14 protein-coding genes and 3 pseudogenes are annotated in these 19,759 nt (G+C 62.9%); 7 read left to right on the top strand and 10 right to left on the bottom strand.

From position 1 onward, the window contains the following. Positions 1-212: 212 nt before the first annotated feature. From V5B59_RS05030 to V5B59_RS05000, 7 genes are all read left to right on the top strand, one after another. Positions 213-2,789: a DEAD/DEAH box helicase family protein gene (locus tag V5B59_RS05030; protein ID WP_332351656.1), complete on the top strand. Its 2,577-nt coding sequence runs from the start codon at positions 213-215 to the stop codon at positions 2,787-2,789. 22 nt (positions 2,790-2,811) lie between these two features. Continuing rightward, the gene (locus V5B59_RS05025) at positions 2,812-3,228 is read left to right on the top strand and encodes a hypothetical protein (protein WP_332351655.1); all 417 of its coding nucleotides are present in this window, start codon (positions 2,812-2,814) and stop codon (positions 3,226-3,228) included. Next, on the top strand, positions 3,216-3,563 hold the full coding sequence (gene tnpB, locus V5B59_RS05020) for an IS66 family insertion sequence element accessory protein TnpB (RefSeq protein WP_332351654.1): 348 nt from the start codon (positions 3,216-3,218) through the stop codon (positions 3,561-3,563). The genes V5B59_RS05025 and tnpB overlap by 13 nt, the downstream gene beginning before the upstream one ends. 331 nt (positions 3,564-3,894) lie before the next feature. Beyond that, on the top strand, positions 3,895-5,643 hold the full coding sequence (tnpC, locus tag V5B59_RS05015) for an IS66 family transposase (RefSeq protein ID WP_332351653.1): 1,749 nt from the start codon (positions 3,895-3,897) through the stop codon (positions 5,641-5,643). Between the two features lie 386 nt (positions 5,644-6,029). Next, the gene (locus V5B59_RS05010) at positions 6,030-7,241 is read left to right on the top strand and encodes a hypothetical protein (RefSeq protein WP_169072102.1); all 1,212 of its coding nucleotides are present in this window, start codon (positions 6,030-6,032) and stop codon (positions 7,239-7,241) included. 200 nt (positions 7,242-7,441) lie between these two features. Next, entirely contained in the window at positions 7,442-7,978 is a 537-nt protein-coding gene (locus V5B59_RS05005; protein ID WP_332351652.1) for a hypothetical protein, read from the top strand. A gap of 280 nt (positions 7,979-8,258) precedes the next feature. Beyond that, positions 8,259-8,573 carry a hypothetical protein gene (locus tag V5B59_RS05000; RefSeq protein WP_332351651.1) on the top strand — a complete coding sequence of 105 codons (315 nt, stop codon included), beginning with the start codon at positions 8,259-8,261 and terminating at the stop codon, positions 8,571-8,573. Positions 8,574-8,582: 9 nt separating this feature from the next. Here the strand turns inward: V5B59_RS05000 and V5B59_RS04995 are convergent, their stop codons facing one another. From V5B59_RS04995 to V5B59_RS04955, 10 genes and pseudogenes are all read right to left on the bottom strand, one after another. Then, positions 8,583-9,275 carry an IS630 family transposase gene (locus tag V5B59_RS04995; RefSeq protein ID WP_256436043.1) on the bottom strand — a complete coding sequence of 231 codons (693 nt, stop codon included), beginning with the start codon at positions 9,273-9,275 and terminating at the stop codon, positions 8,583-8,585. After that, positions 9,175-9,393: pseudogene (locus V5B59_RS26105) on the bottom strand (winged helix-turn-helix domain-containing protein); the annotation flags it as partial. The gene V5B59_RS04995 and the pseudogene V5B59_RS26105, both read right to left, overlap by 101 nt. 318 nt (positions 9,394-9,711) lie before the next feature. After that, a pseudogene (locus tag V5B59_RS04990) lies at positions 9,712-10,591 on the bottom strand (ISAzo13-like element transposase-related protein). A 409-nt stretch (positions 10,592-11,000) separates the two neighbouring features. Then, positions 11,001-12,436: pseudogene (locus V5B59_RS04985) on the bottom strand (IS3 family transposase); the annotation flags it as partial. A gap of 82 nt (positions 12,437-12,518) precedes the next feature. Continuing rightward, entirely contained in the window at positions 12,519-13,823 is a 1,305-nt protein-coding gene (locus V5B59_RS04980; protein ID WP_169072139.1) for a hypothetical protein, read from the bottom strand. A 42-nt stretch (positions 13,824-13,865) separates the two neighbouring features. Beyond that, complete coding sequence (locus V5B59_RS04975) at positions 13,866-14,783, bottom strand: AAA family ATPase (RefSeq protein ID WP_332351650.1); 918 nt, start codon at positions 14,781-14,783, stop codon at positions 13,866-13,868. A gap of 23 nt (positions 14,784-14,806) precedes the next feature. Beyond that, entirely contained in the window at positions 14,807-16,294 is a 1,488-nt protein-coding gene (locus tag V5B59_RS04970; protein WP_332351649.1) for a hypothetical protein, read from the bottom strand. A gap of 72 nt (positions 16,295-16,366) precedes the next feature. Beyond that, positions 16,367-17,293, bottom strand: a complete 927-nt coding sequence (locus V5B59_RS04965; protein ID WP_169072137.1) for a toll/interleukin-1 receptor domain-containing protein — start codon at positions 17,291-17,293, stop codon at positions 16,367-16,369. A gap of 170 nt (positions 17,294-17,463) precedes the next feature. Next, positions 17,464-18,234 carry a hypothetical protein gene (locus V5B59_RS04960; protein ID WP_169072136.1) on the bottom strand — a complete coding sequence of 257 codons (771 nt, stop codon included), beginning with the start codon at positions 18,232-18,234 and terminating at the stop codon, positions 17,464-17,466. Between the two features lies 1 nt (position 18,235). Further along, positions 18,236-19,609, bottom strand: coding sequence for a toll/interleukin-1 receptor domain-containing protein (locus tag V5B59_RS04955; protein ID WP_332351648.1), 1,374 nt, complete (start codon positions 19,607-19,609; stop codon positions 18,236-18,238). Positions 19,610-19,759: the final 150 nt, after the last annotated feature.

Genomic DNA, 19,759 nt, shown 5'->3' with positions numbered 1-19,759 from the left:
GTTGAAACGACTTCGAGTCGTAATACCTCCGAGGGACGAGCAGAAAGAGATATGTGCCGAAATCGAGCGACGGACCAAGGAATGTAACGCTGTAAAAGCTGCCATCGAAACTCAAATCGCCACCCTTACCGCCTACCGCAAGTCCCTGATCCACGAATGCGTCACCGGCCAGCGGCGGATCACCGAGGCGGACCTCAACCGGGTCAAAGCCCATGGCTAAAAAGAAGAAGGCCCCGGAGCTGACGTTTCAGCAGCACGTCGCGGAGTACCTCGTCCGCGAGCACCAGTATGGCGTGCTGGAGCAGTCCGACATCACGGACAGCGAGCATTTCATCGCGGAAGACCAGCTCTGGGCCTTTCTCAAAGCCAGTCAGGCCGACACGCTAAAGAAGCTGGAAGACGATTACGGCACGGACGCACGTGAGGAAGTCTTCAAGGCGCTGCGCAAGGAGCTCGAGCACACGCCGCTGTGGATGCTGTTTCGGCAGGGCTTGCCGGTGCGCGGACTGGAGTTCCGGCTGTTCTATCCCAAACCCCGCTCAGCGGCGAGCGCCGCCGCCGCGAAATACGCCGAGAACCGCTTCACCTTCCGCCCGCACTTCTACTTCGGCGACGCGCATCAGGAGATTGATTTCGTCTTCTATCTCAACGGCCTGCCCATTGTGGCGCTGGAACTGAAGCACGAGGCCAACCAGAACGTGCACGACGCGGTGGCGCAGTTCACCCGGCGCGACCACAGGCACAAGATCTTCCAGCATCCCTTCCTCTACCTCGCGGCCGACACCAGCGACGCGATGGCTGCCACAGACCCGCGCAAGGAAGAGAACTTCCGCTGGCACAACATGGGGCTGACCAACACCCCGACGCATGCCGACGAATATCCGGTCGAGTTCCTCTACCGCGAGGTGCTCTCGCAGGAGCACTTGCTGGAGGCGCTGTCGTTCTTCCTCATCCGCGTGCCCGAGCGGGATGTCGAGGACGACAAACCGGCGCGCCCAGCCGCCACCCTCTTCCCGCGCTATCACCAAAGCCGCTTGGTGCGGCGCGTGGCGGAGGACATCACCGCCCACTTCGCCACGGCGGGCGACATCGGCAGGAAGTATCTGGCCGATCATTCCGCTGGCAGTGGCAAGACGCTCTCCATCTGCTGGCTGGCCGACCGCCTCCACAGCCTCTTCAAGCCCGGCACGAACGAGAAGCTGGTGGACATCACCTTCATCCTCACGGACCGGAAATCGCTCGACACGAACATCCGCGAGGACATCGACAAGTTCACCCACCTCAAGGATGTGGTGGGCATTGCGAAGAAGGCCGACGACCTGCCGCGCTTCCTCAAGGAACGGAAATCCATCATCGTCACCACGCAGCAGAAGTTTGCCTGGGTGCTCGAGGAGATTCAGAGGAACCCGGAGTTGAAGAAACTGCGGGTGGCCTTCCTGATTGATGAAGCCCACCGCTCACAGGAGGGCCAGATGGGCGCGGCCATCCGCCTGCCATTCCGCAAGGAAGGCGAGCCGGACGACGACGCCCCCGAAGACGACCCTGAAGAGCAGATTGCCAAGGTCATCCGCGAGCATGACCTGAACCAGTTGTTCGTTGCCTTTACCGCGACACCGGCGCCGGCCACCGTGTCGATGTTCGGCAAGCCGTTCGACAGCTACACCGAGGCGGAGGCCATCGCCGAGGGCTACATCGTCGACGTGGCGGCGAGCATCATCTCCTACAAGACGCTCTACCACCTGCATTGCCCCACAGTCCCGAACCTGGACGAGGAGAAGCTCTACCCCAAGGGCGTCGTGTCCAAGGCGCTTCAGAACCTGGCCTTTCAGGACGACGGGCTGATTCAGTACAAGGCCGAGGTGATGTTGCGCCTCTTTGAGAAGGACGTGAAGCCACTCATCGGTGGACGCGCCAAGGCCATGATCGTCGCCTCGTCACGGGTGGCCGGGCTACGGTATTTCAACATTATCAGGGAGAAGCTCAAGGAGCGCGGCGCCGACTACAAGGTGCTCTATGCCTTCTCGGACTTCGTGCACCCGCAGACGAACGCGGCCATCAGTGAACACGCCGTGAATGAGTTGCAGACCGGTGAGCTGATCGAAGACCGCTTCGAGGGTGACGACTACCGGCTCATGGTGGTGGCGAACAAATTTCAGACCGGCTTCGACCAGCCCCTGCTCGCGGGTATGTTCCTGGACAAGCCGGTGCTCGAGCGCAATGCCGTGCAGACGGTTTCGCGGCTAAACCGCTGCCACCCCCGCAAGAAGGTTGTGGTGGTCGTGGACTTCACCAACAACGCGAAGCAAATCCTCAAAGCCTTCGCGAAGTATCGGAAGGGCACGCCGTTCGAGCCGGAGGAACCGGATCAAGAGACCTGCCCGAACCTGTACGCGGAGATTCTCGCCGCGGGCGTCTTCACCCAGAAGGACGCTGGCGACCTGCTCGCCCTGCTCCAGAACGGGACGGATGCGCGGGTGCAATTCCAGGTGAACGCTCTGCGGACGCGCTTTCAGGCGAAGCTCACCGACTGGGAAGAGCGCAAGGCGTTCGTCACTCTACTGGCCCGCTTCGTGAAGAGCTACCATTTCCTCAACTGCTTTTTCACCTACCCGCCGGCGGTTCAGGAGTTCGCCATCTTCGCTGAATATGTTGGCCCGCAGCTCATCAAGTTCGGGACTGTGTCCGACCTGATGCAGCTTAGGGTATATTTTGGACGCTGGAAAATCGTGTCCTTTCGGCAATGCTGCGTGAAATTCCAGCGCTGGCCTGGTACCTTGGTAGGCCCGTAACGACCGTTAGAAAGGCCTACCAATGTCAACGTCTTTACCTGCAACCGCCCCGCCACTGGCCGAAACCGCCGCGGCGCTTGCCCAGTGGCGGAGCACCCGCCGCCGCAGTTCTCGCATTCCGGAGGAGCTGTGGTCGCAAGCGACCGAACTCGCCGAGCGGTACGGCATCGCCAAGGTTGCCGTCGCCCTGAAGCTCGACTACAAGAGCCTGAAGCACCGCCTGACCGCCAGGAACGCCGCCGAAGACGCGCGCAGCGCGCCCGTGTCATCGAGCTTCGTCGAACTCGATCTCGGCCTGCCGCTGGCGCCACCTGTGTGCGTCCTGGTTCTCACCGACCGAGCGGGCCGCGCGCTGCGCATCGAACTGCCACAAGCGGCCAGCAGCCACATGGCCGAGGTCGCGTGTAGCCTCTGGCAGGTCCAGCCATGCTCGCGCTGAACGCGCGCCTGCGTGTCTGGGTAGCTGCCGAGCCCGCGGATTTTCGTTGCGGCATCGACGGTCTCGCCCGACGTGTGCGGCAGAAACTGGCCCAAGACCCGTTCAGCGGCGGCGTGTTCGTTTTCTGCAATCGCCGGCGCACGGCGGTCAAACTCCTGGTCTATGACGGGCAAGGCTTCTGGCTCTGTCAAAAGCGGCTGTCGCAGGGGCACTACCGCTTCTGGCCGCAGGAGTCACCAGGGAAGCTCCTCGCCCCGCACGCGCTGGCGGTCCTGCTCTCGGGAGGCGACTACGCCGCGGCCGGCGGAATCCCGGAATGGCGAGCGGTCGTCTGACCTGCGAGAGCGCAGCCCGCAAGCAGAACTTCCGAAAGCCGGTCGTCACCCACCGCAACGGGGATACCGAAAACGACCTTTCGCGAAAGGACTAGACATCGTCGCTGGTCTTTGGCAGAATACCTTGGGTAGAAAGGGTCACTGCTGGAGGACTGAGAATGCAGTTGGTGAGTTCGCAAAGCTGGGGGTACGGCAGACGGGAGTTCCGCGCCGAGGAGGTTGCGAGCCTCCGCGCAGCCGCGGTCAGTGGCCGCAAGGCCCCCCGCCATCGCTCGAACCGTTGCCGGAAGCGGCTGCGGGGGGACTTCGGCCAGCTCGTTGGCGTACGGCCATGAGCCGGCAGCGGGCATCCCACCGGAAGCGGCCTGCACACAACCCGCCGCAGCGGATGGTCATCCCGGTGCAGGAGATCGAGGCCATCGTCGAGCATAGCGGAACCAGACCGCTGACCGAGACCGAACAGGCGACCCTGAAGGCAGCGGTGGACACCCTCGCGCGGCTCACCGCCGAACTCGAGACGAAGGAAACCACGCTGGCACGCCTACGGCGGATTCTCTTCGGCGCGCCGACCGAGCGCACGGCCCATGTGCTCGGGGAAGGGAAGAAGGGCGAAACGCCGCCAGCGGACACGCCGACCCGTCCATCGGCGGAAGGCGGCGACGAACAAGCCGCCGGCCAGGCTCCTTCGGACACCACCTCCCCGGAATCCGGGGTAGCCGAGCCCAAGAAGAAGCGCCCCGGGCACGGAAGGAACGGGGCGGCCGATTATCCGCGAGCGCCGCATATTGCCGTACCGCATGCGACGTTACGGCACGGCGATCCGTGTCCCGTCGACGGGTGTACCGGTCGGGTGTATGGGCAACGAGGAGAGCCCGCGGTCCTGGTTCGCATCACCGGCGTAGCGCCGCTGCTTGCGGAGGTCTACGAACTCGAACGGCTGCGTTGCGGCTTGTGTGGCACCGTGTTTACCGCCGACCCCCCGCCAGGCGTCGGCAAGGCAAAGTACGACGACAGCGCCGCGGCGATGATCGCGCTCCTCAAATACGGCTGCGGTCTGCCGTTCCACCGCATCGAGCGGCTGGAACAGGGTTTGGCCATCCCGATGCCGGTCGGCACGCAATGGGAAGTCGTGGCCGCCGCCGCCGCGCCCCTCATGCCGGTCTTCGACGAACTGGCACGGCAGGCAGCCCAAGGAACCGTGGTGTACAACGATGATACGGCGATGCGCATCCTGACCCTGACGCAAGAGGCACGCGCCGAAGCGCTGCCCGCCGGCGCGTCCGCCGATCGCACCGGCGTGTTCACTTCCGGTGTCGTTGCCGAGACGCCAAATGGTTTGATCGCCTTGTTCAAGACCGGGCCCTGTCATGCCGGCGAACACCTTGCCGAAGTGCTCGATCTGCGGGAAGTGACCGATCCGCCGATCCACATGTCCGATGCCTCGACGCGCAACCGGCCGGGCGATCATTCCACGCTGTCCGCCTCGTGCATCCCGCATGCGCGACGCAATTACGTCGATGTGGTCGAGGCCTTTCCGGAAGAAGTGGCCTTTGTCCTGCACACGCTGCGCGCCGTCTTCCACACCGACGCGCAGGCCAAGCAGCAGGGGCTCTCGCCCGCCGAGCGCCTGCTCCTTCACCAGAAGGAAAGCGGCCCACGGATGAAGGCGCTGCAAGACTGGATGGCCAAGCAGTTCGCGGAGCACACCGTGGAGCCCCACTCAGGACTCGGCCAGGCGATCGCGTACATGCAGAACCACTGGGAGAAGCTGACCCTGTTCCTGCGCGTGCCGGGCGCCCCACTCGACAACAACATCACCGAACGTATACTCAAAAAGGCCATTCTGCATCGGAAGAACGCGCTCTTCTATCGCACGTTGAACGGCGCGCGCGTCGGTGATCTGTTCATGACCCTGATCCATACCGCCGAACTCCACAAGATCGAGCCGTTCCACTACCTCGTTTCCCTGCTGCGCCACTCGGGCCAGGTGGCGCTCGATCCGGCGGCCTGGATGCCCTGGAACTATAGCGAAGCCCTCGCACACGCCGAGGCGGAGAGTACCGAACCTCCGCCGGACTAACCCGGCAGCGCAACGATCTCCAACGTTCCGAACGGAAGCGAACGCCGGGTTGCCGCTGGAGCTTGCCTGCGCACGGCCGCGGGGCCGCGCGCCACCCGTGGCGGTCACCGCGGATCAGCCGCCGCGCGGCTGAGGCCCGCGCGACCGGGGTTTCGCAGCGTTGCCGAAAGGACACGGAAAATCGACACATCGAAAATGTCTCGAAAAGGCTGCGACTTGACCCAAGGCGCGGAATGCTTACAATCCCCATAACTGCTGCCGCCAAGGCGCTTTAGTCCAACGAGGTTTATCTGCCGCGGATACGTCTGCAGTTGAACTCGACCGGCTCGGCGCGGCAGATAAACGCTATTCGTTAGGCGTCACTCTTCAGAACCGGAGATCGCATTATGAACTGGCCAACTGCCTACGGAGAAGAAGAAGCAAAGCTCCGTCGGTTCTACCCGAATGAGCCTCTCTACTGCGACGATCCCTCGTTCTGGTATTCCGGCGAAGTCTTTCACCTGTTCACGCCTTGTGACACCGCTAGATTGCCAAACACTGTGCGCACGCGCGGAGTTGGCGAACAGGCGCCGTATTGGACGCCCGATGCTGACATGCAAGCCCACATGCGGTCTGTCGCAGCTGAGCCTCAAAATCTTCGACGCCTAGTTCTGCCAACCCCAGAGAATAAGAAGAAGACCAACCCAAACTTCTCGCGCTTTCCCGTCAACTATGGGTTGTTACAGCCGCAACTCTCCGAGTTCGAGATTGATGACACCATTCGCGTAGCGTCGCTCACGCATGAAGCCATAGACCTCGAACGGGCAAACTATCTCGATCAGCTCACAACTAACATCTGGCCGGACAGGTCTCGACCGGGGACCCATCTCACCCTACGGGCATCCGAAACGGTCGCAGGCCGGCTCGGCGCGCTACGACCACAAAGTTGTCTGGCCAACACTCTTGGGGCCGCGCTAGTTCTAATTGATCAATTCGGCTTTCCCCTCCTTCGATTTCGAGGCCGCCCCGGGGACCTCCCAAACCGCCAGGAAGGGACGCGTATGGCAGTTATGGAGAAGGGGTGGCACTGCGGCGCCTCCGGAGTTACTACATGGCAGGACCTACTTTGGAACGATGCCGACAACGGCGTCGCAGACTTGAGATGGCTGATTCGCGGAATCGAAAACGGAATGTGGCGCGAGTTGAAAGAGGAAACGGGCTTGCTCCCGACGGATGGCATTTCGCTTTACCCCCTTGCATTCGCCCGCGAACTTAAGCGGGCTGGAAAACCAAATTTCTTCTTCGTGGCTGAGGCCTCGAATATGTCCTGTGCCGACCTGCAAACACTGATTGAATCCCGAAACCCCACGGACAAGAATGAGTACAGTGAAGGCAGTTGGCGAGAGCGCGTTCGCCTTCTCAACCCGGCAACATGGATATCGGCAGTTCTCATTGACGAGAAGCCCGTCGCATTTCTGTCGCTAAAGGAACTTCACCTCGGCTACCTCGCAAAGTACGGGACAGCAGATGCAGGAACTACCGGATTTACCTATGAAAATTACGCCGCGCTACGCCTCGCGTCCAATTGGTGGAGTGCAGTACGAGAGCAAAGACGGTGACTACATCAAATTCAAGTTGCAGAGCTAGGATCAAAGGCATCGCGCTCAGTGTATTTGTTGCTATCGACAAGTGTCAGCCCGCCGTAAAGGAGGCGCGATCTAGCCACAAATTAGCGCTCGGTGCGTTCCTGATGCTTATCATGTTGCAAGTTCTGCCCCGGCCAGACTTTTTGCCAGTAGTCACCAGGTTGGGACTTTTGATGGAGACCGCATTACTTTGTGCAATGAACTTACTCTTTCTCGGGCTCTGCGCCTTTTGGTTTTGGCTCTACTTCGCCGATCGTGAATCGGAGTTAGTTCGCGTCAGACCACAGTTTCTTGCGCAGCCAATTTCGATTCGCCTTGCCTTGCCAGACGTACATTCCTCGCAGCTCATCCTTCTCGTGCTACCGCTAATGCTTGCAGCGTTCGTTGCGCTGGCGGCCGCTCTCGCTGCGCAGGCAGCATTTCTTGTTCTGCTGCTATCAGACCTCCATCCGTCCAGACTCCTGCTGGATTCGCAAGGCTTGGATTGCACTGGCTTTGGCACCGTCGATCAGCGCGCTCTACTCGCAGTCTTCTCGACGGTTCTTGGTAGTGATCATGCATGCATGAAATTGTCTTCTGCCACATCACTCGGGGCCCTCTTGATCGGTTGCCTCTGGGCTGCTCGCTCGGTACTTGCCGCGGTCGCTTTTGGGGTTTTTGTACAATTCGGCACGGTGATAGTGAGACGGCACCGATCATCGAGCGATTGATCAGTTTCGAGCAATCTACTTATTGTGTAAATACAGAGCGAAGGCAGTTATGCAAGAACATGAGCGGAACGAGCGGAGCGAGTCACTTGAGTACTTGCGAACGGAATTCGAAGTGTCTTGGCGGCACCTTGGTGCGCTTGAGGATAAACGCCTTTGGCTCTTCGTTGGATTCTGCATATTCTTGGGACTAGTCTTGTTGGCCGTATCAGAGTTGGCGGCCAGCGGATCTCAAGCGTTGGTTGCATGCGCCCACTTCGCAAATGCCCTAGCATTGCTATCAGTGTCATTCGCCTGCAGAAATATCGCTCGCAGCGAGCGCCAAGCTACCGAGCGCTATCGCAACAAGCTCAACCTTCTTCGCCGAACAATCCTGGAAATCATTGGCTCCGCCAAACTGAATGCAATGCAAGTTGAAGGTAACGCGAACGCCCTCCAAATAGCAGACAATGCCCCAAAGGAGTTGCACATTGCCGACTTGGCCGACAGAAGGCGTTGGAATACAGCACTATTTATGAAGCTTGTCTACGACGCTGGAGTATTCGCTGGCACAGTCTATTTGGGCATGATGCTGGCGTCCGTAGCTACTGCACCGTGACGCCTAATTCTAGTGCGCGTTCAAGTTGATACTAACAATCCAAGGCCAGGCAGTGAGGCTCCGGATGCTAGCTCTATTTGCTGCCAACCTCGGCAGACCGTCCTCAAGCTGCCGGCGAACCGATTCAAGATCATTGAATACTCGATTGGGGAATTCTTTCTCTCGTAACTCGTCCCAGACATGCTCCTGCGGGTTCAGCTCCGGCGAGTACGGCGGCAGTCGAAGCAGCCGCATGTTCTCCGGCACCACCAGGTCATGTGCCTTGTGCGAACTCGCTCCGTCCACCACCATGACGATGAAGTCTCGCCGATGAGCCGAGCTGACTTGGGCGAGGAACTCGCTCATGTGGGTGGTGTTCATGATGTGGGTGATCATCCAGTCGAACTGTCCCTGCAGCGAGCTGACGGCGCCGTAGACGTACAAGAACTCGCGCTCGTAGCCGTTGCCGACCATCGGGCGTGCCGGTTTCGGAGCCCAGCAGCGCCGGATGCGCACCATGCGGCCGAAGCGGGCCTCGTCCTGGAACATCAGCCGCACCTTTCGGCCGCGAACATCCTGCGGCTTCAGCAAGGCTGCCAGCTCGCCAGGAAGTTTTTTTCCAGTCCTCCTGGACAGAAGGGTCGTTCTTGGGGTGTCGGGTGTCCGGAGCTCCCTTGCGCCAGCCGTGGCGAGCGAGCATGCGGTACACCACCGAAGGCGCAATCGGATGCCCCAATCGCTGCGCCAGCGCTGCGCGGATTGGGGAGACAACCAACACGCCGCCTTGGGCAGACCGTTGCCGCCATGGCTCAAGGAACGACTTTTCCTCCTCCAGGCTCATGGCTGCATGGCGCCGGCCACCCCACTGAGGCGCTGCAGTGGCCGGCCGCGCGACGCGATCTCGCAGCCGCGACTGGTATCGCGCCACCGTTGCCCGACCCACGCCCAGCACGGCAGCCGTCTGCTCCAGCGTGGTCCCCAGCAGCGCCGGCATCAGCACCGCCTGCGCGCAGCGCAAATCTTCGAGGGTATTGGCCTGCAGCGCCAGCTCCTGCGCTTTGGCCACCAATTCCGTATCTACCCGCCTCGGTCTGGCCATGCGATGCCTCCGTCGATGTCGACAGATTCAAGCATGCCATAGTTCGTCTCATCTTGAAAGCTACTTGGAATAACGTGGAGGTGAGGGGCGGCCGGAGCGCCGAAGGCGCGGAGGGAACCCGAAGCGCAGCTTCGGGCCGTCCCTCTCGACCGCAGTGTTGGACGCGGGGACAGCGACAAACTCACCCCGTGAGAGAGGCACAGGCGCCGCCGACCGGCGCGCCGACCCGCGCGATGCCCACCGGGTGACGGCGTGACCGCTGGGCAAAACGTTGCCGTTGGCAAGACAGTGTCCCCAGACGGGCACGTCGTACAGGGAGTCGGCGATGAAGTCGCTGGTCTTCGCGGAACTGCCAAAGGCCAGATCCAGTTGCCCGCCGTCCTCGTCGACCAAGCCAAATGGCGTGTACTTTTCCTGACAGCCCATATCGTGGTCGGCGGCCTGGTGGTCACCCCGGGTCTTCCCGCCGCGGGAATAGTCACCGATGTTCACGGTCGCCTTGCAGTCCATGCTCAATCGCTTGGTTTGGCCTCCCTCTCTGGCTTGTCTGTCCTTTTCATGGAGGTTGGCGAAGAGGGCATCGGTCTCTGGAATTTTTTTGGGGTTTCGCTTTGAGCACCGGGCGCAGCCGGTAGCCGTTGCGATTGAGCACCTCCGCCATCGTGCTCGGCGATGGCAGAACTTCTTCCGCGAAGCCCAGCCCTTGCAACTGCTTCAGCGCTTCCGCCGCCGTCAGTCGAGTATACGAAAGCGTGGTGCGGAAGGTCGGATCCTGTTGGGAGTGCGACGCCGCCAAGGCCCACAGGGCATCCGCTACCTCAGGATGCTTCTCCTCCCACAACTTGTTTCCGCAGAAGGCTTCTTGCGCACCTAGGCAGATCACTCCGCTGCGCCGCTCATGAAGCCCTAGTTCGATCGTCTGGCGACTCCAACCAAACATCACCTCTGCTTGCCGAGCACTGCCCCGGCAATATTTGACGGCCATCGCCGCTTCGAACGACCGCCGCTGCGCACCCAGCATCTTCGCCGCTGCCTGCTTCAGGTCATCAATATGAGATGCGTCCAGGGACGGATTGTTCGCAGAAGAGAAGGTCGTGTCCATACGTGAGGTCTCATCGTCGTGATGGGTCTGTATTCTGCCATTAACGGGCGCTGCATTTTCGGAAATCACCTAATTTCAGACTTCCTGATCCGGGCGGGGCTTTGGGGCATTTGCCAGGAATTGAAATGGCACAAAAACTGCCATCAACGCCAGCAAGACCGTGATTCAAGAGCCACAAAAGTGCCAACAACGTTTCCGGCGAGATCAGGAAGTCTGAATTTAGTGTCGAAGCCGAGGGGGTTGGTGGGGCTGCTTGGGGTTTTGGAGGGTTGATCCAAGCTGCGGTTGGGAGTTTAGGTGGCTGAGGGAGAGTGCCTTTGAAGCGCTCGGGATGGAGTAGGAAAGCGGCGTTGAGGGTATCTGCGCGCAGCTCGTAGAGAGCCTGGGCACGGCCGTAGTGGACGGTCTCTGGGGTCATGAAACCGATCCCCGAATGGCGATGGGCGGTGTTGTACCACGCAAAGAACTGCTGGCAGTGGATGCGGGCATCTTCGATACAACCGAAGCGCTCGGGGAATTCGGGACGGTACTTCAAGGTCTTGAACTGGGCCTCGGAGTAGGGATTGTCGTCAGAGACATAGGGCCGGCTGTGGCTCTTGGTGATGCGGAGATCCTCCAGCAGGGAGGCGACGGGCTTGCTGCGCATACTGGCCCCGCGGTCGGCGTGGAGAGTGAGTGTGCCGGGCGCGATGTCCTGTTTGGCGGAAGTGTCGGCGATCAACTGCTCTGCCAATTCGGCGGTTTCCCTGGGGGCGATCATCCAGCCAACGACATAGCGACTGAAAATATCGAGGATCACGTAGAGGTGAAAGCCGGTGCACTTGGCCGGCCCCTTCAACTTGGTGATGTCCCAGCTCCACACCTCGTTGGGCTGGGTGGCCAGGAGTTCTGGCTTGGCGTAGGCGGGATGGGTGAGCTGGTTGCGTCGCTCGCGGCACGGCCCGTCGCTGGCCAGCAGACGGTACATGGTACTGACCGATCCGAGATAGATCCCCTCGTCCAGCAGGGTGGCATAGATGGTGGCGGGTGCGCAATCGGCAAAGCGCTCGCTCACCAGGACCCCCCGTAGGGCTTGCCGCTCGGGTTCGGAAAGAGCCAGCGGTGCCGGCGGACGGGGCGCTGGCGCCATCGGGCCGAACACCACTTGACGTCGTCGGGCGTCCTCGCGGTAGACCCCGCTACGCGGGATGTCCATGACGGCGCAGGCACAGGCCAGCCCGACGGCCGGAGCCAAGACATGGACGGCGTTCATCAGAATAACTCTTGCAGCGTCTCGTCCGTCGGCAGCCCCAACAAGGCGCAAACTTTTTTTTGGACGTCGATGATGGTACGGGCCTGCGCCAGCTTATGGCGCAGGCGCTCAATCTCTTGGGTGAGTGTGGTGATTTTCCGGGCCTCTTGGAGAGCCGGGTCGGCTTTGCGCCCGCGCTTTTGCGGCGTCAGCGCGGCCTGCTCGGCGGCCTGCCGCTGCTTGCGCCAGGTGTTCAAGTGCGAGGAATAAATACCTTCACGACGCAGCAGCGCGCCAATCTCACCGGCTTCCGTGCAGCCGTCGGCCTCGGCCAGGATGCGCTGCTTCTCGCTACTGGAAAACTGGCGCCGTTTCGCCGTAGCCGCGACTTCCGGGTTCGGCGGCGGCGCGCTGGAGGACCCGTTTCCAGTCGCCCTTCGGGCTCCTTCCAACGGGTCCTCCAGCGCCAAGGCGTTGGGTGTGCTCATCGTGTCTTCTTTCGTATTGGCCATGATTCAGTCCTACCTTTCTACTCTAATTCGTGAGGGGTAGGTGTCTCAGGCCATATTGACACGGAGGGATGTCGTGCGGCGCGAGTATCGTCGCCAGCTCGCTAGCGGACACCGAAAAATCGACGAAGGCCAGGCGCGGCCAGTGCGACAGGTTGCGCAACAGCGCATCGATGCGCACCCGCCGGTCGCCGGCTTCGTACTGGCGGCAGAGCACGCGACCGTCGGTGAGTACCGCGACGAGGGCGACGTCGCGGCGCTCGTCGATCTCGCGCGGCGCAAAGACCGCGCCGGCGGCGGTGACCAGTCGGTCGGGGATGCCGCGAAAGGCCGCCCGTTCGACCGGCAAGCCGTGCGCCATGAGCGCCGTTTCGACCTCGTCGGCGAGTCGCGCGAGCGCGGGGTCGTCGGCCGTCTCGTCAACCCACAGCCAGACTTCGCGCTGATAGACGGCGCGCTCGAAACGCAGCGCGGGGATTCCGCCGCCGGCGGCAGTCGCCTTGACGGTGGCGGCCATGTCGAGGCGGCGCGTCGGTTCGTCGGCGATGAAACGGCCGATACCCCAGACCAGCGCTTCCTGTTGGCGCGCGTCGAGCAACTGCGCGCCGGCGAGATCTGCCGGCGGCAGGAAGACCCGTGGCGGGCCCTTGCGTATCGGCGCGGGCGCCGGCTCGGGCAGCCAGCGACGGCGCCCGAGGGTCAGCCAGACGCCGCCGGCAGCCGCGGCCGCCAGTCCCCCAAGCGCGAGCGGCAGGCCACCGGTCCATAGCGGATTGGCGGGAGTGACGGTGAGGGTAGGGGTCCAACTGGTGAACCGCTGCCGGCGAAGGTCGGCGGGCGCAAGCGTTGGTGTCGAGGGTTTGGAGGTTTGGTCAGTCGTTAGCTGGGCAGGGTTTTCGGCCGGCGAGGTGGGCGGCGAGGGATCGATCCGATAAGCAACGAGGACGCAAAGCAGGATCAGCGCGCCGACCAGGGCGTAGGGCCAAGCTTTCTTCCTGGTCTGAGTCTCAGGCTTGCTGGAACCGCCGGCCGGCGGTTGCCAGGGCCGTCTTGCCGGCCGTCGAACGGGTTCGAACGGCCGCTGTGCACGCGCCTCGACCTCGCTTGCAGCGCCTGCCAGCCAGGCCTCCACGACGCGATCGAAGACGGCGTCGTCTTCGTCCCCCTTGACCAGAATGGCCCGCAGGATCGATTTCAACCGCCTGTCGTCGGCTGATCCCGGCCGCAGGGCGAATACCCGCTGCAAGCGAATCGCCTCGGTGATCCCGATCGGCAGGCCGGCTTGCCGCAGGGCCTCCAGCAAGGCCTCGAGAGAGAGCGGATCGGTCATGCCGGCGCTGCTACGCCGGGTCTCGACCATTCTCGAGAACCGTCACCGCAACACCTGCAGGTCGTCCCGGTCCTTGATCAGCGCCGACAAGGCCGGCAGGTCGACGAGCCGGCAATCGCGCAGTTCACCTTCGCTCACCACGCCGCGCGCCGACAGCACCGTCAGCCAGACGAGCAACTCGGCAGTGGCCGGTGGCTTGCGGATGTCGCGGCTGCGCAGCTCAAAAAAACGTTCGATGGCGGCCTCGCGGACCACTTCGGGCAGATTCGGGAAGTCGCCGAAGCGCGCATCGACGGCCCGACGCACGAGTTCCGGGGAGAACTTGATGTGATGGAAGATGCAGCGCCGGAGAAACGGCTCGGGCAGGCGACGCTCGCTGTTGCTGGTGATCAGCACGATCGGCGGCGGTCCCTGCCGGCCAACCGTCCGCCCGCTTTCGGGAACGTGAAACTGGTGCTGCGCGAGGACGTTCAGCAGATCGTTCGGGAAATCCCGCGGCGCCTTGTCGATCTCGTCGATCAGGACGAGCGAAGGTGTCTCGGCGTCGTAGGTTTTCCACAGCGGACCGCGTTCGACGAAACTCGCGCGCTCGAGCGGCTTGCCACCTTGCTGCGGGGCGTTCGCCGCGTGCAGGTAGGCAACGGCGTCGAAGCGGTAGAGCAGGTCCTCGGCGGTCGTCGTGCTGCGCACGAAGAGCGGGAAGACCTGCTCTTCGATCGCGAAATACCACGCCAGGTAGTAGGCGACCTGTGTCTTGCCGGTGCCCGGCTCGCCGGTCAGCAGCAGCGGCGCGCCGACGGCCAGCGCGACATTGACCGCGTCCACCAGTTCCGGGTCGGGTTGAAAATGCGGCGCCGCGGCGCGCAGGCTGGACAGCGTCTCGGGCAGGCGCCGTTGCGCCAGCGCCTCGCGCCGGGCCGGAGTGCGGTCGTCGGGGACAAGGAGTTCAAAGGGGGTCATCGCCATGCCGGAAAAGTCGGGAATCAGAGAGGTTCGTCATCGACAGGCTGCTCCACGCCCTGCTCTCGCCGCAACTTGCCGAGCAGATCATACCAGGAGCCCTTCTGCGCCAGATCGATCAGCGCCACCACCTGCCCGAAGTCGCCATCCGTTGCCTTGATCAGCCGTTGAGCGACCTCCTGCCGAAGGAGCGTGGGGCAACCCGACCGCTCGTCGCCCAGGTATGTGAACAAGTGTCCTTCGTCCACGTGCCCGAGCGCCGGCAGATGGTCGATGCGAAAACGTGGACTGGCACACCACGGCTGCCAGAGCTCCTTTCGAAATGCCGTGGCGAGTCTTGCGTGTTTGCTGGCTTCGAGTTCGATCGACAGGAAGCAAACGATGCGCAGGTCATCGGGGCAGTGGGCAGCGAGGAACTCGCTCGAAAAGCGCAGCCAGTCGCTCAACTGGGGGAGCGTCAGCGGTGGCTGGCAATCCGTCCCGTGACCGAAAAGCCCCCAGTTGAGCCACAGCACGCCGCGCTTTGCGGTGCCTTTGACGTTGGGCGCATGCCGGCGCAGGAGGTGCCGGACCGCTTCGCTGCCGTCGCTCTGCAACTGCAGCGTGAGCTCCTGCTCCAGGTTGCGCCGCAGTTCCTCGCTCCGCAAGACGGGGTCGGGATTCTCACCCCGCGCGACGGGAAAGCTCAGCCGCAGCCAGTTGCTTTCGGAGTACTCGAAAGCCTCGAGTTCGAGATAGTGCTGCAGTTGGTCGGGCAGCGCGCGCAGCATGTTACCAGGGGCCGCATGGGCGACCAGCGCCATGACCCGCAAGCTGTCGCTGCGAAGGAACTCTCGGAAATGCTTCGCCGCCATGCCCTTGGCCTCGTCGCGGTCGAGCGTCAGGAGCGGAACGCCTTGCACCGCCGCTGCGGCATGGGTTTCGGTGTTCCAGAGCCGGTAATCACCGTGTGCCGCGAAAGCGACGGCTTCCGCGAGCGGCCGCTCGCTGCTCGCCTGCTGCAGCGCGGTGAGCGGGTCGTCGCCGTCTTGCAGCCAGCAGCGGAGCCAGGCGGCCGCCACGCCGGTGGCGTCCGCTTCGCAGTTTGGCAGGCGGCGCCAGATCAGCAAGGGCACCAGCCCGGCGAGCGGCGTAAGCACCTGGGTCGCCAGCCCGCTGACATTGAGGCAGATGACTGCCGGTCGTCGTGAGGTTTTCCGGACCGACGCGGCGAGCTGCACGAGAGGCAGCAGCTCGGGACCGTCGGCACCATCGAGCAGCAGGCCGGGTCGTTCGGCGGTGCCGGCGCCGTGACCGTAGACGTAGACCAGGTGCGGCTGCATGCCGCGCAACGCGTTGTCCAGCTCGTTGCGCGTGCGCACGATGCGCAGGTACTCGGGGGGTTGCCGGCGGCTCGGCCAGACCTTCTGCAACACATCGACAATGGCCTGCACGTGGGTGGGGTCCGGTGCTGCGCCATCGGATCGGGCTTGCGGAGCGACGATCAGCACGCTGGCCGGCGCCGGAGTCACCAGATTCTCCCGCGGATCGATGGCGCTGCCGGTGCTGAACTCCCAGTCGCGATCGACGAGCCGCGTGTTGCGCTAGGCCGTGAGCCGCCAGGGAAGGCCGAGCAGCAGCGGTTCGTCGCGGGCGACGATACGCAGTCGCACGGGCGCCCATGGCGGGTTGGGGCGCGTTGCCGGCAGCGGTTGGTGGAAGAGGGTGCGCAACACGTCCTCCCATTGCTTTGCCGACCCGAACAAGAGATCGAACAGGAAAGCTCCCCACTCGCCCGCGTGCCGATCGATCAGGTCCTGAAGGGATGCCACTGGCTGCGTGTCGAGCGCTGTGGCGATGGAGCCGAGCGGTGCCTCGAAGGTGCTCCAGGGGCGGCTCGCCGAGGCAATGGCGTCGCTGCCCGGCAGGTAATAGCGCGTATCGAGGGTATCCTCACCGCGCTCGAAATGAACGGTCAGTTCGTAGACGCGGGACTCGGTGCGGGACCCGGCGCGTGAGGGCAGGTACGAGTCCCTGGTTGCCCGCGGCGGCGGCTTCCGGTCGGGCGTGACGCTGGACGCTGCGATGGCTGGGGCGATTGGCGGGCCCGGCGGCTTGCCTCCGATCCCTGCAATCAGGGTTCGGAGCGCTGGCTCCTCGTCGAAGCCACTTTGAAATTCGACCGGTCGGATGTTGGCGAGGAATGGGGGCAATACGCCATGGGTACTCCGCGTGACACCAGGCAAGAGCACGGGTACGAGCCGGTAGCCGGGCTCGCGGACACGCCGCTCGATGGCGACGCGCATTTCTTCGTCCTGCCACGGACCAACTCCGCTCGGGCCAATGAAGACGACCGAGGCACGCGCTTCGGTCAGGGCTTTCTCGATCACCGGTTGCCACTTGTCCCCGGCCGCGACGTGCCACTCGTCGAACCAGGGTTCGATGGCGCAGGCGCGGAGGCGATGCGCGATCTCGGTGACCGCGGCTTTGTCAACGCTGTTGTAACTGAGAAATACGGCGTGCTGGGTCATCGGTCTTCCCTCCCATGAGTTGCCGATGGGGTGGTACTGGTGGGCGTTGGAAATTTAGGCGATTTCCGGGAAATAAAGATCCCGAACAACTAACCGCAGCAGCTTGTTTTTCTGGTCCTGATCCCGGCCTAACGCCATGACTCTTGGTACGGCGTTTTGCGGAAATCACCTTACTCCGTCGCTTGCGTGAGAGGAGGCATGAATTTTCCTTCGTCTTGCAGCCGTTGACACGTGTTGATGATCAGCGCGCTTGCCGTGGCGGCGTTGGCGGTGCTGAGCAGGTAGCGGCTGGTTTCGGGATCGAGTCCGTGGGCGAAATGCTCGTGCGAATCGCTTTCTCCGCCGGTGCGCCGGGCAAGCTCCTCGGCCATGCCGCCAAAACCACCGAGCAGAAAGGTCGGGATCTTTCTCGCCAGCGCGAGTTCGAGTTCCTCCAGGGTGCCCGGGCGCAGCGCGGTGCCCGCCCAGCGCTTGCCGCCGATGACGGCCAGCACGTCCATCTCGGCTATCAGCCGTTGGCGCATCGCCGTCAGGCTGGCGTTTCTGACCAGGGAATCACTGGCGCTGTCGCCGCTCGCGCCAGGCGGCACCACCCGATCGACCTCGATCAGCTCGACGAGCCCCTGATACCGCTCCTGGCGGAGCTGACTGCCGAGGTGTTCGCCGGACCACAGCTCGGACATCACGAAGGTGACTAGCGGGGAGCTGCGTGTCCCTTTGTACGGTTCGGCAAGACCCAGAATGCGGGGCGTGAAGCTGGGATGGCAGCCGTGAACCAGCCGGCCTCCGTAGCGAAAGACCGCATCGGCAAAAGTCGAGACGAACTTCAGGATTTCCCAGTCGAGGGCGCGCGCGCCCCACTCGGCCTGGTCCGGCACGGCGCCCGACAGTCCGATCCGCAGACCGGAAAGGTTGATGTCGACAAGTCTGGATGCGGTCATGTCATGCCGCCTGCGGTCTGCGGAAGGTTTCAAGGTGGAGGGTGAGTTCGGTCAGGTCGACGAGCCGCAGCAGGGGGTCTTCATCGAGACGCAAATGCTCGGCAATCTCCTCCAGATTCGGCTCCGGAACAGGTTCGTCATAGAGGAACAGCTTGAAGTTGTAAGCCCGTGGCGGCGGGGCCGTGCCGGCAGAGCCGCCCGCCGGTGCCGCGGCCGGATGGTAGCTCTGGAAGGCCTTGACCGAGCGGTGGAAGGTGGGGCCGTCGACCGAACAGTGGGCCAGCATCCGGGTTTGCGAAAACCTGGATTCCTTTCTGGTCGACTCATACATTTGGCGATGCTGGTCGAGCGTGCTCCAGGAAAAGTGCACTCGCTCGAAGGCCTCACGGGCATGCGACGGCAGTTTCATGCGGTTGCGGACGATTTGCAGCAGGCGCTGCTCAATCGCCACCAGTACCTGGTTCAAATCCTCTTGAGACAAGGAAACGCACATGGCGTCGTTGCCAAGCGTGACCTCGAGTTCGTGGCAATAGAGCTCCCGCAAGGCCAAGAACGACGAACCCGGTTTTCTGAGCTCGCCTGCGGCAGGGCGCAGCACCAGCGGGAAGATCGGCACGAAACCATGAATCGCCGCGTCGATTTCCTTCTTGATCCATTTGGAGTCCGTGACCTGCGGGGTGTCGAGCAACAGCACCATGTCCGCGCCCGCGACGTGCTTTTCGATCTCCTGCTGAACGATTTGCCCCCCATCGAGGCGCTCTGCGTCCAGCCAGGCAGGGTAGCCGTGGCGCGTCAGGTACTCGACCAGTTGCTTTGCCACCTCCCGCCCATCGCTCTCCCGGTACGACACGAAGAACTTCTTGCCGGAACCGCGCAGCCAAAGCCCGAGCAGGACACCAACCCGGCGCACGACGTCCCTCACATCGGTGTTCCGATCATGCAGACACGGCAGGGCCTTGATGGCATCGAGCGGCGCCGGCGGTACCCTGAGATCGGGCAAAGTCGAGATCGGCAGGATGCGTGCGTCGCGCCGTTCGGTGCTGGCCGCCGACACCTCCTGACTTAGCGTTCCCTGCAGTGGCGCCGGCAGCGGTCCGGCGCCGAAGACGACGACCAGCAGATCGTCCCAGCGCGGCCAACTCTGCGCGGTCAGAAGCGGCGGGGCCTCTACCTCCCCGCACTGTAGCACCTGGAGGTCTGGGTATGCCTTAGCGAGTTCGCCCGCAATCTCGTCGGCGCGGGTTTTCGCATCGTCCGTTGAAAGAATATAGAGCACCTTGCCTCCCGCCGTGTAAGTGATCCGCTTCGAGCTTGTGTCAATTACTCTGGCCAACCGGAAGCTGGACCCCAAGGATAGGAAATCCAACGGCGCCATCAAAAGAGTATATGAGCCTTCATCAAGGGGCGTCAATCTCGGATTGGATCCCAGAAACCCATGAAAAGTCATCCCCCGTCTGCTTCCTTCTTGCTGCCGGACGACGCGCCGGGGGCGGTGATTTGCACTGCGGTCGCCGCGATTGGCCCA

The sequence above is a fragment of the Candidatus Accumulibacter contiguus genome, from assembly GCF_036625285.1.
GTDB lineage: Bacteria > Pseudomonadota > Gammaproteobacteria > Burkholderiales > Rhodocyclaceae > Accumulibacter > Accumulibacter contiguus.
The sequence above is the reverse complement of the archived record's forward strand: the minus strand, read 5'-3'. Positions and strand labels throughout refer to the sequence as shown.

Bases quoted from the DNA above. Each gene is read 5' to 3' on its own strand.
- V5B59_RS05030 (WP_332351656.1), top strand. From the start codon at position 213: ATGGCTAAAAAGAAGAAGGCCCCGGAGCTGACGTTTCAGCAGCACGTC.
- V5B59_RS05025 (WP_332351655.1), top strand. From the start codon at position 2,812: ATGTCAACGTCTTTACCTGCAACCGCCCCGCCACTGGCCGAAACCGCC.
- tnpB (WP_332351654.1), top strand. From the start codon at position 3,216: ATGCTCGCGCTGAACGCGCGCCTGCGTGTCTGGGTAGCTGCCGAGCCC.
- tnpC (WP_332351653.1), top strand. From the start codon at position 3,895: ATGAGCCGGCAGCGGGCATCCCACCGGAAGCGGCCTGCACACAACCCG.
- V5B59_RS05010 (WP_169072102.1), top strand. From the start codon at position 6,030: ATGAACTGGCCAACTGCCTACGGAGAAGAAGAAGCAAAGCTCCGTCGG.
- V5B59_RS05005 (WP_332351652.1), top strand. From the start codon at position 7,442: ATGGAGACCGCATTACTTTGTGCAATGAACTTACTCTTTCTCGGGCTC.
- V5B59_RS04980 (WP_169072139.1), bottom strand. From the start codon at position 13,823: ATGACCGATCCGCTCTCTCTCGAGGCCTTGCTGGAGGCCCTGCGGCAA.
- V5B59_RS04975 (WP_332351650.1), bottom strand. From the start codon at position 14,783: ATGACCCCCTTTGAACTCCTTGTCCCCGACGACCGCACTCCGGCCCGG.
- V5B59_RS04965 (WP_169072137.1), bottom strand. From the start codon at position 17,293: ATGACCCAGCACGCCGTATTTCTCAGTTACAACAGCGTTGACAAAGCC.
- V5B59_RS04960 (WP_169072136.1), bottom strand. From the start codon at position 18,234: ATGACCGCATCCAGACTTGTCGACATCAACCTTTCCGGTCTGCGGATC.
- V5B59_RS04955 (WP_332351648.1), bottom strand. From the start codon at position 19,609: ATGGCGCCGTTGGATTTCCTATCCTTGGGGTCCAGCTTCCGGTTGGCC.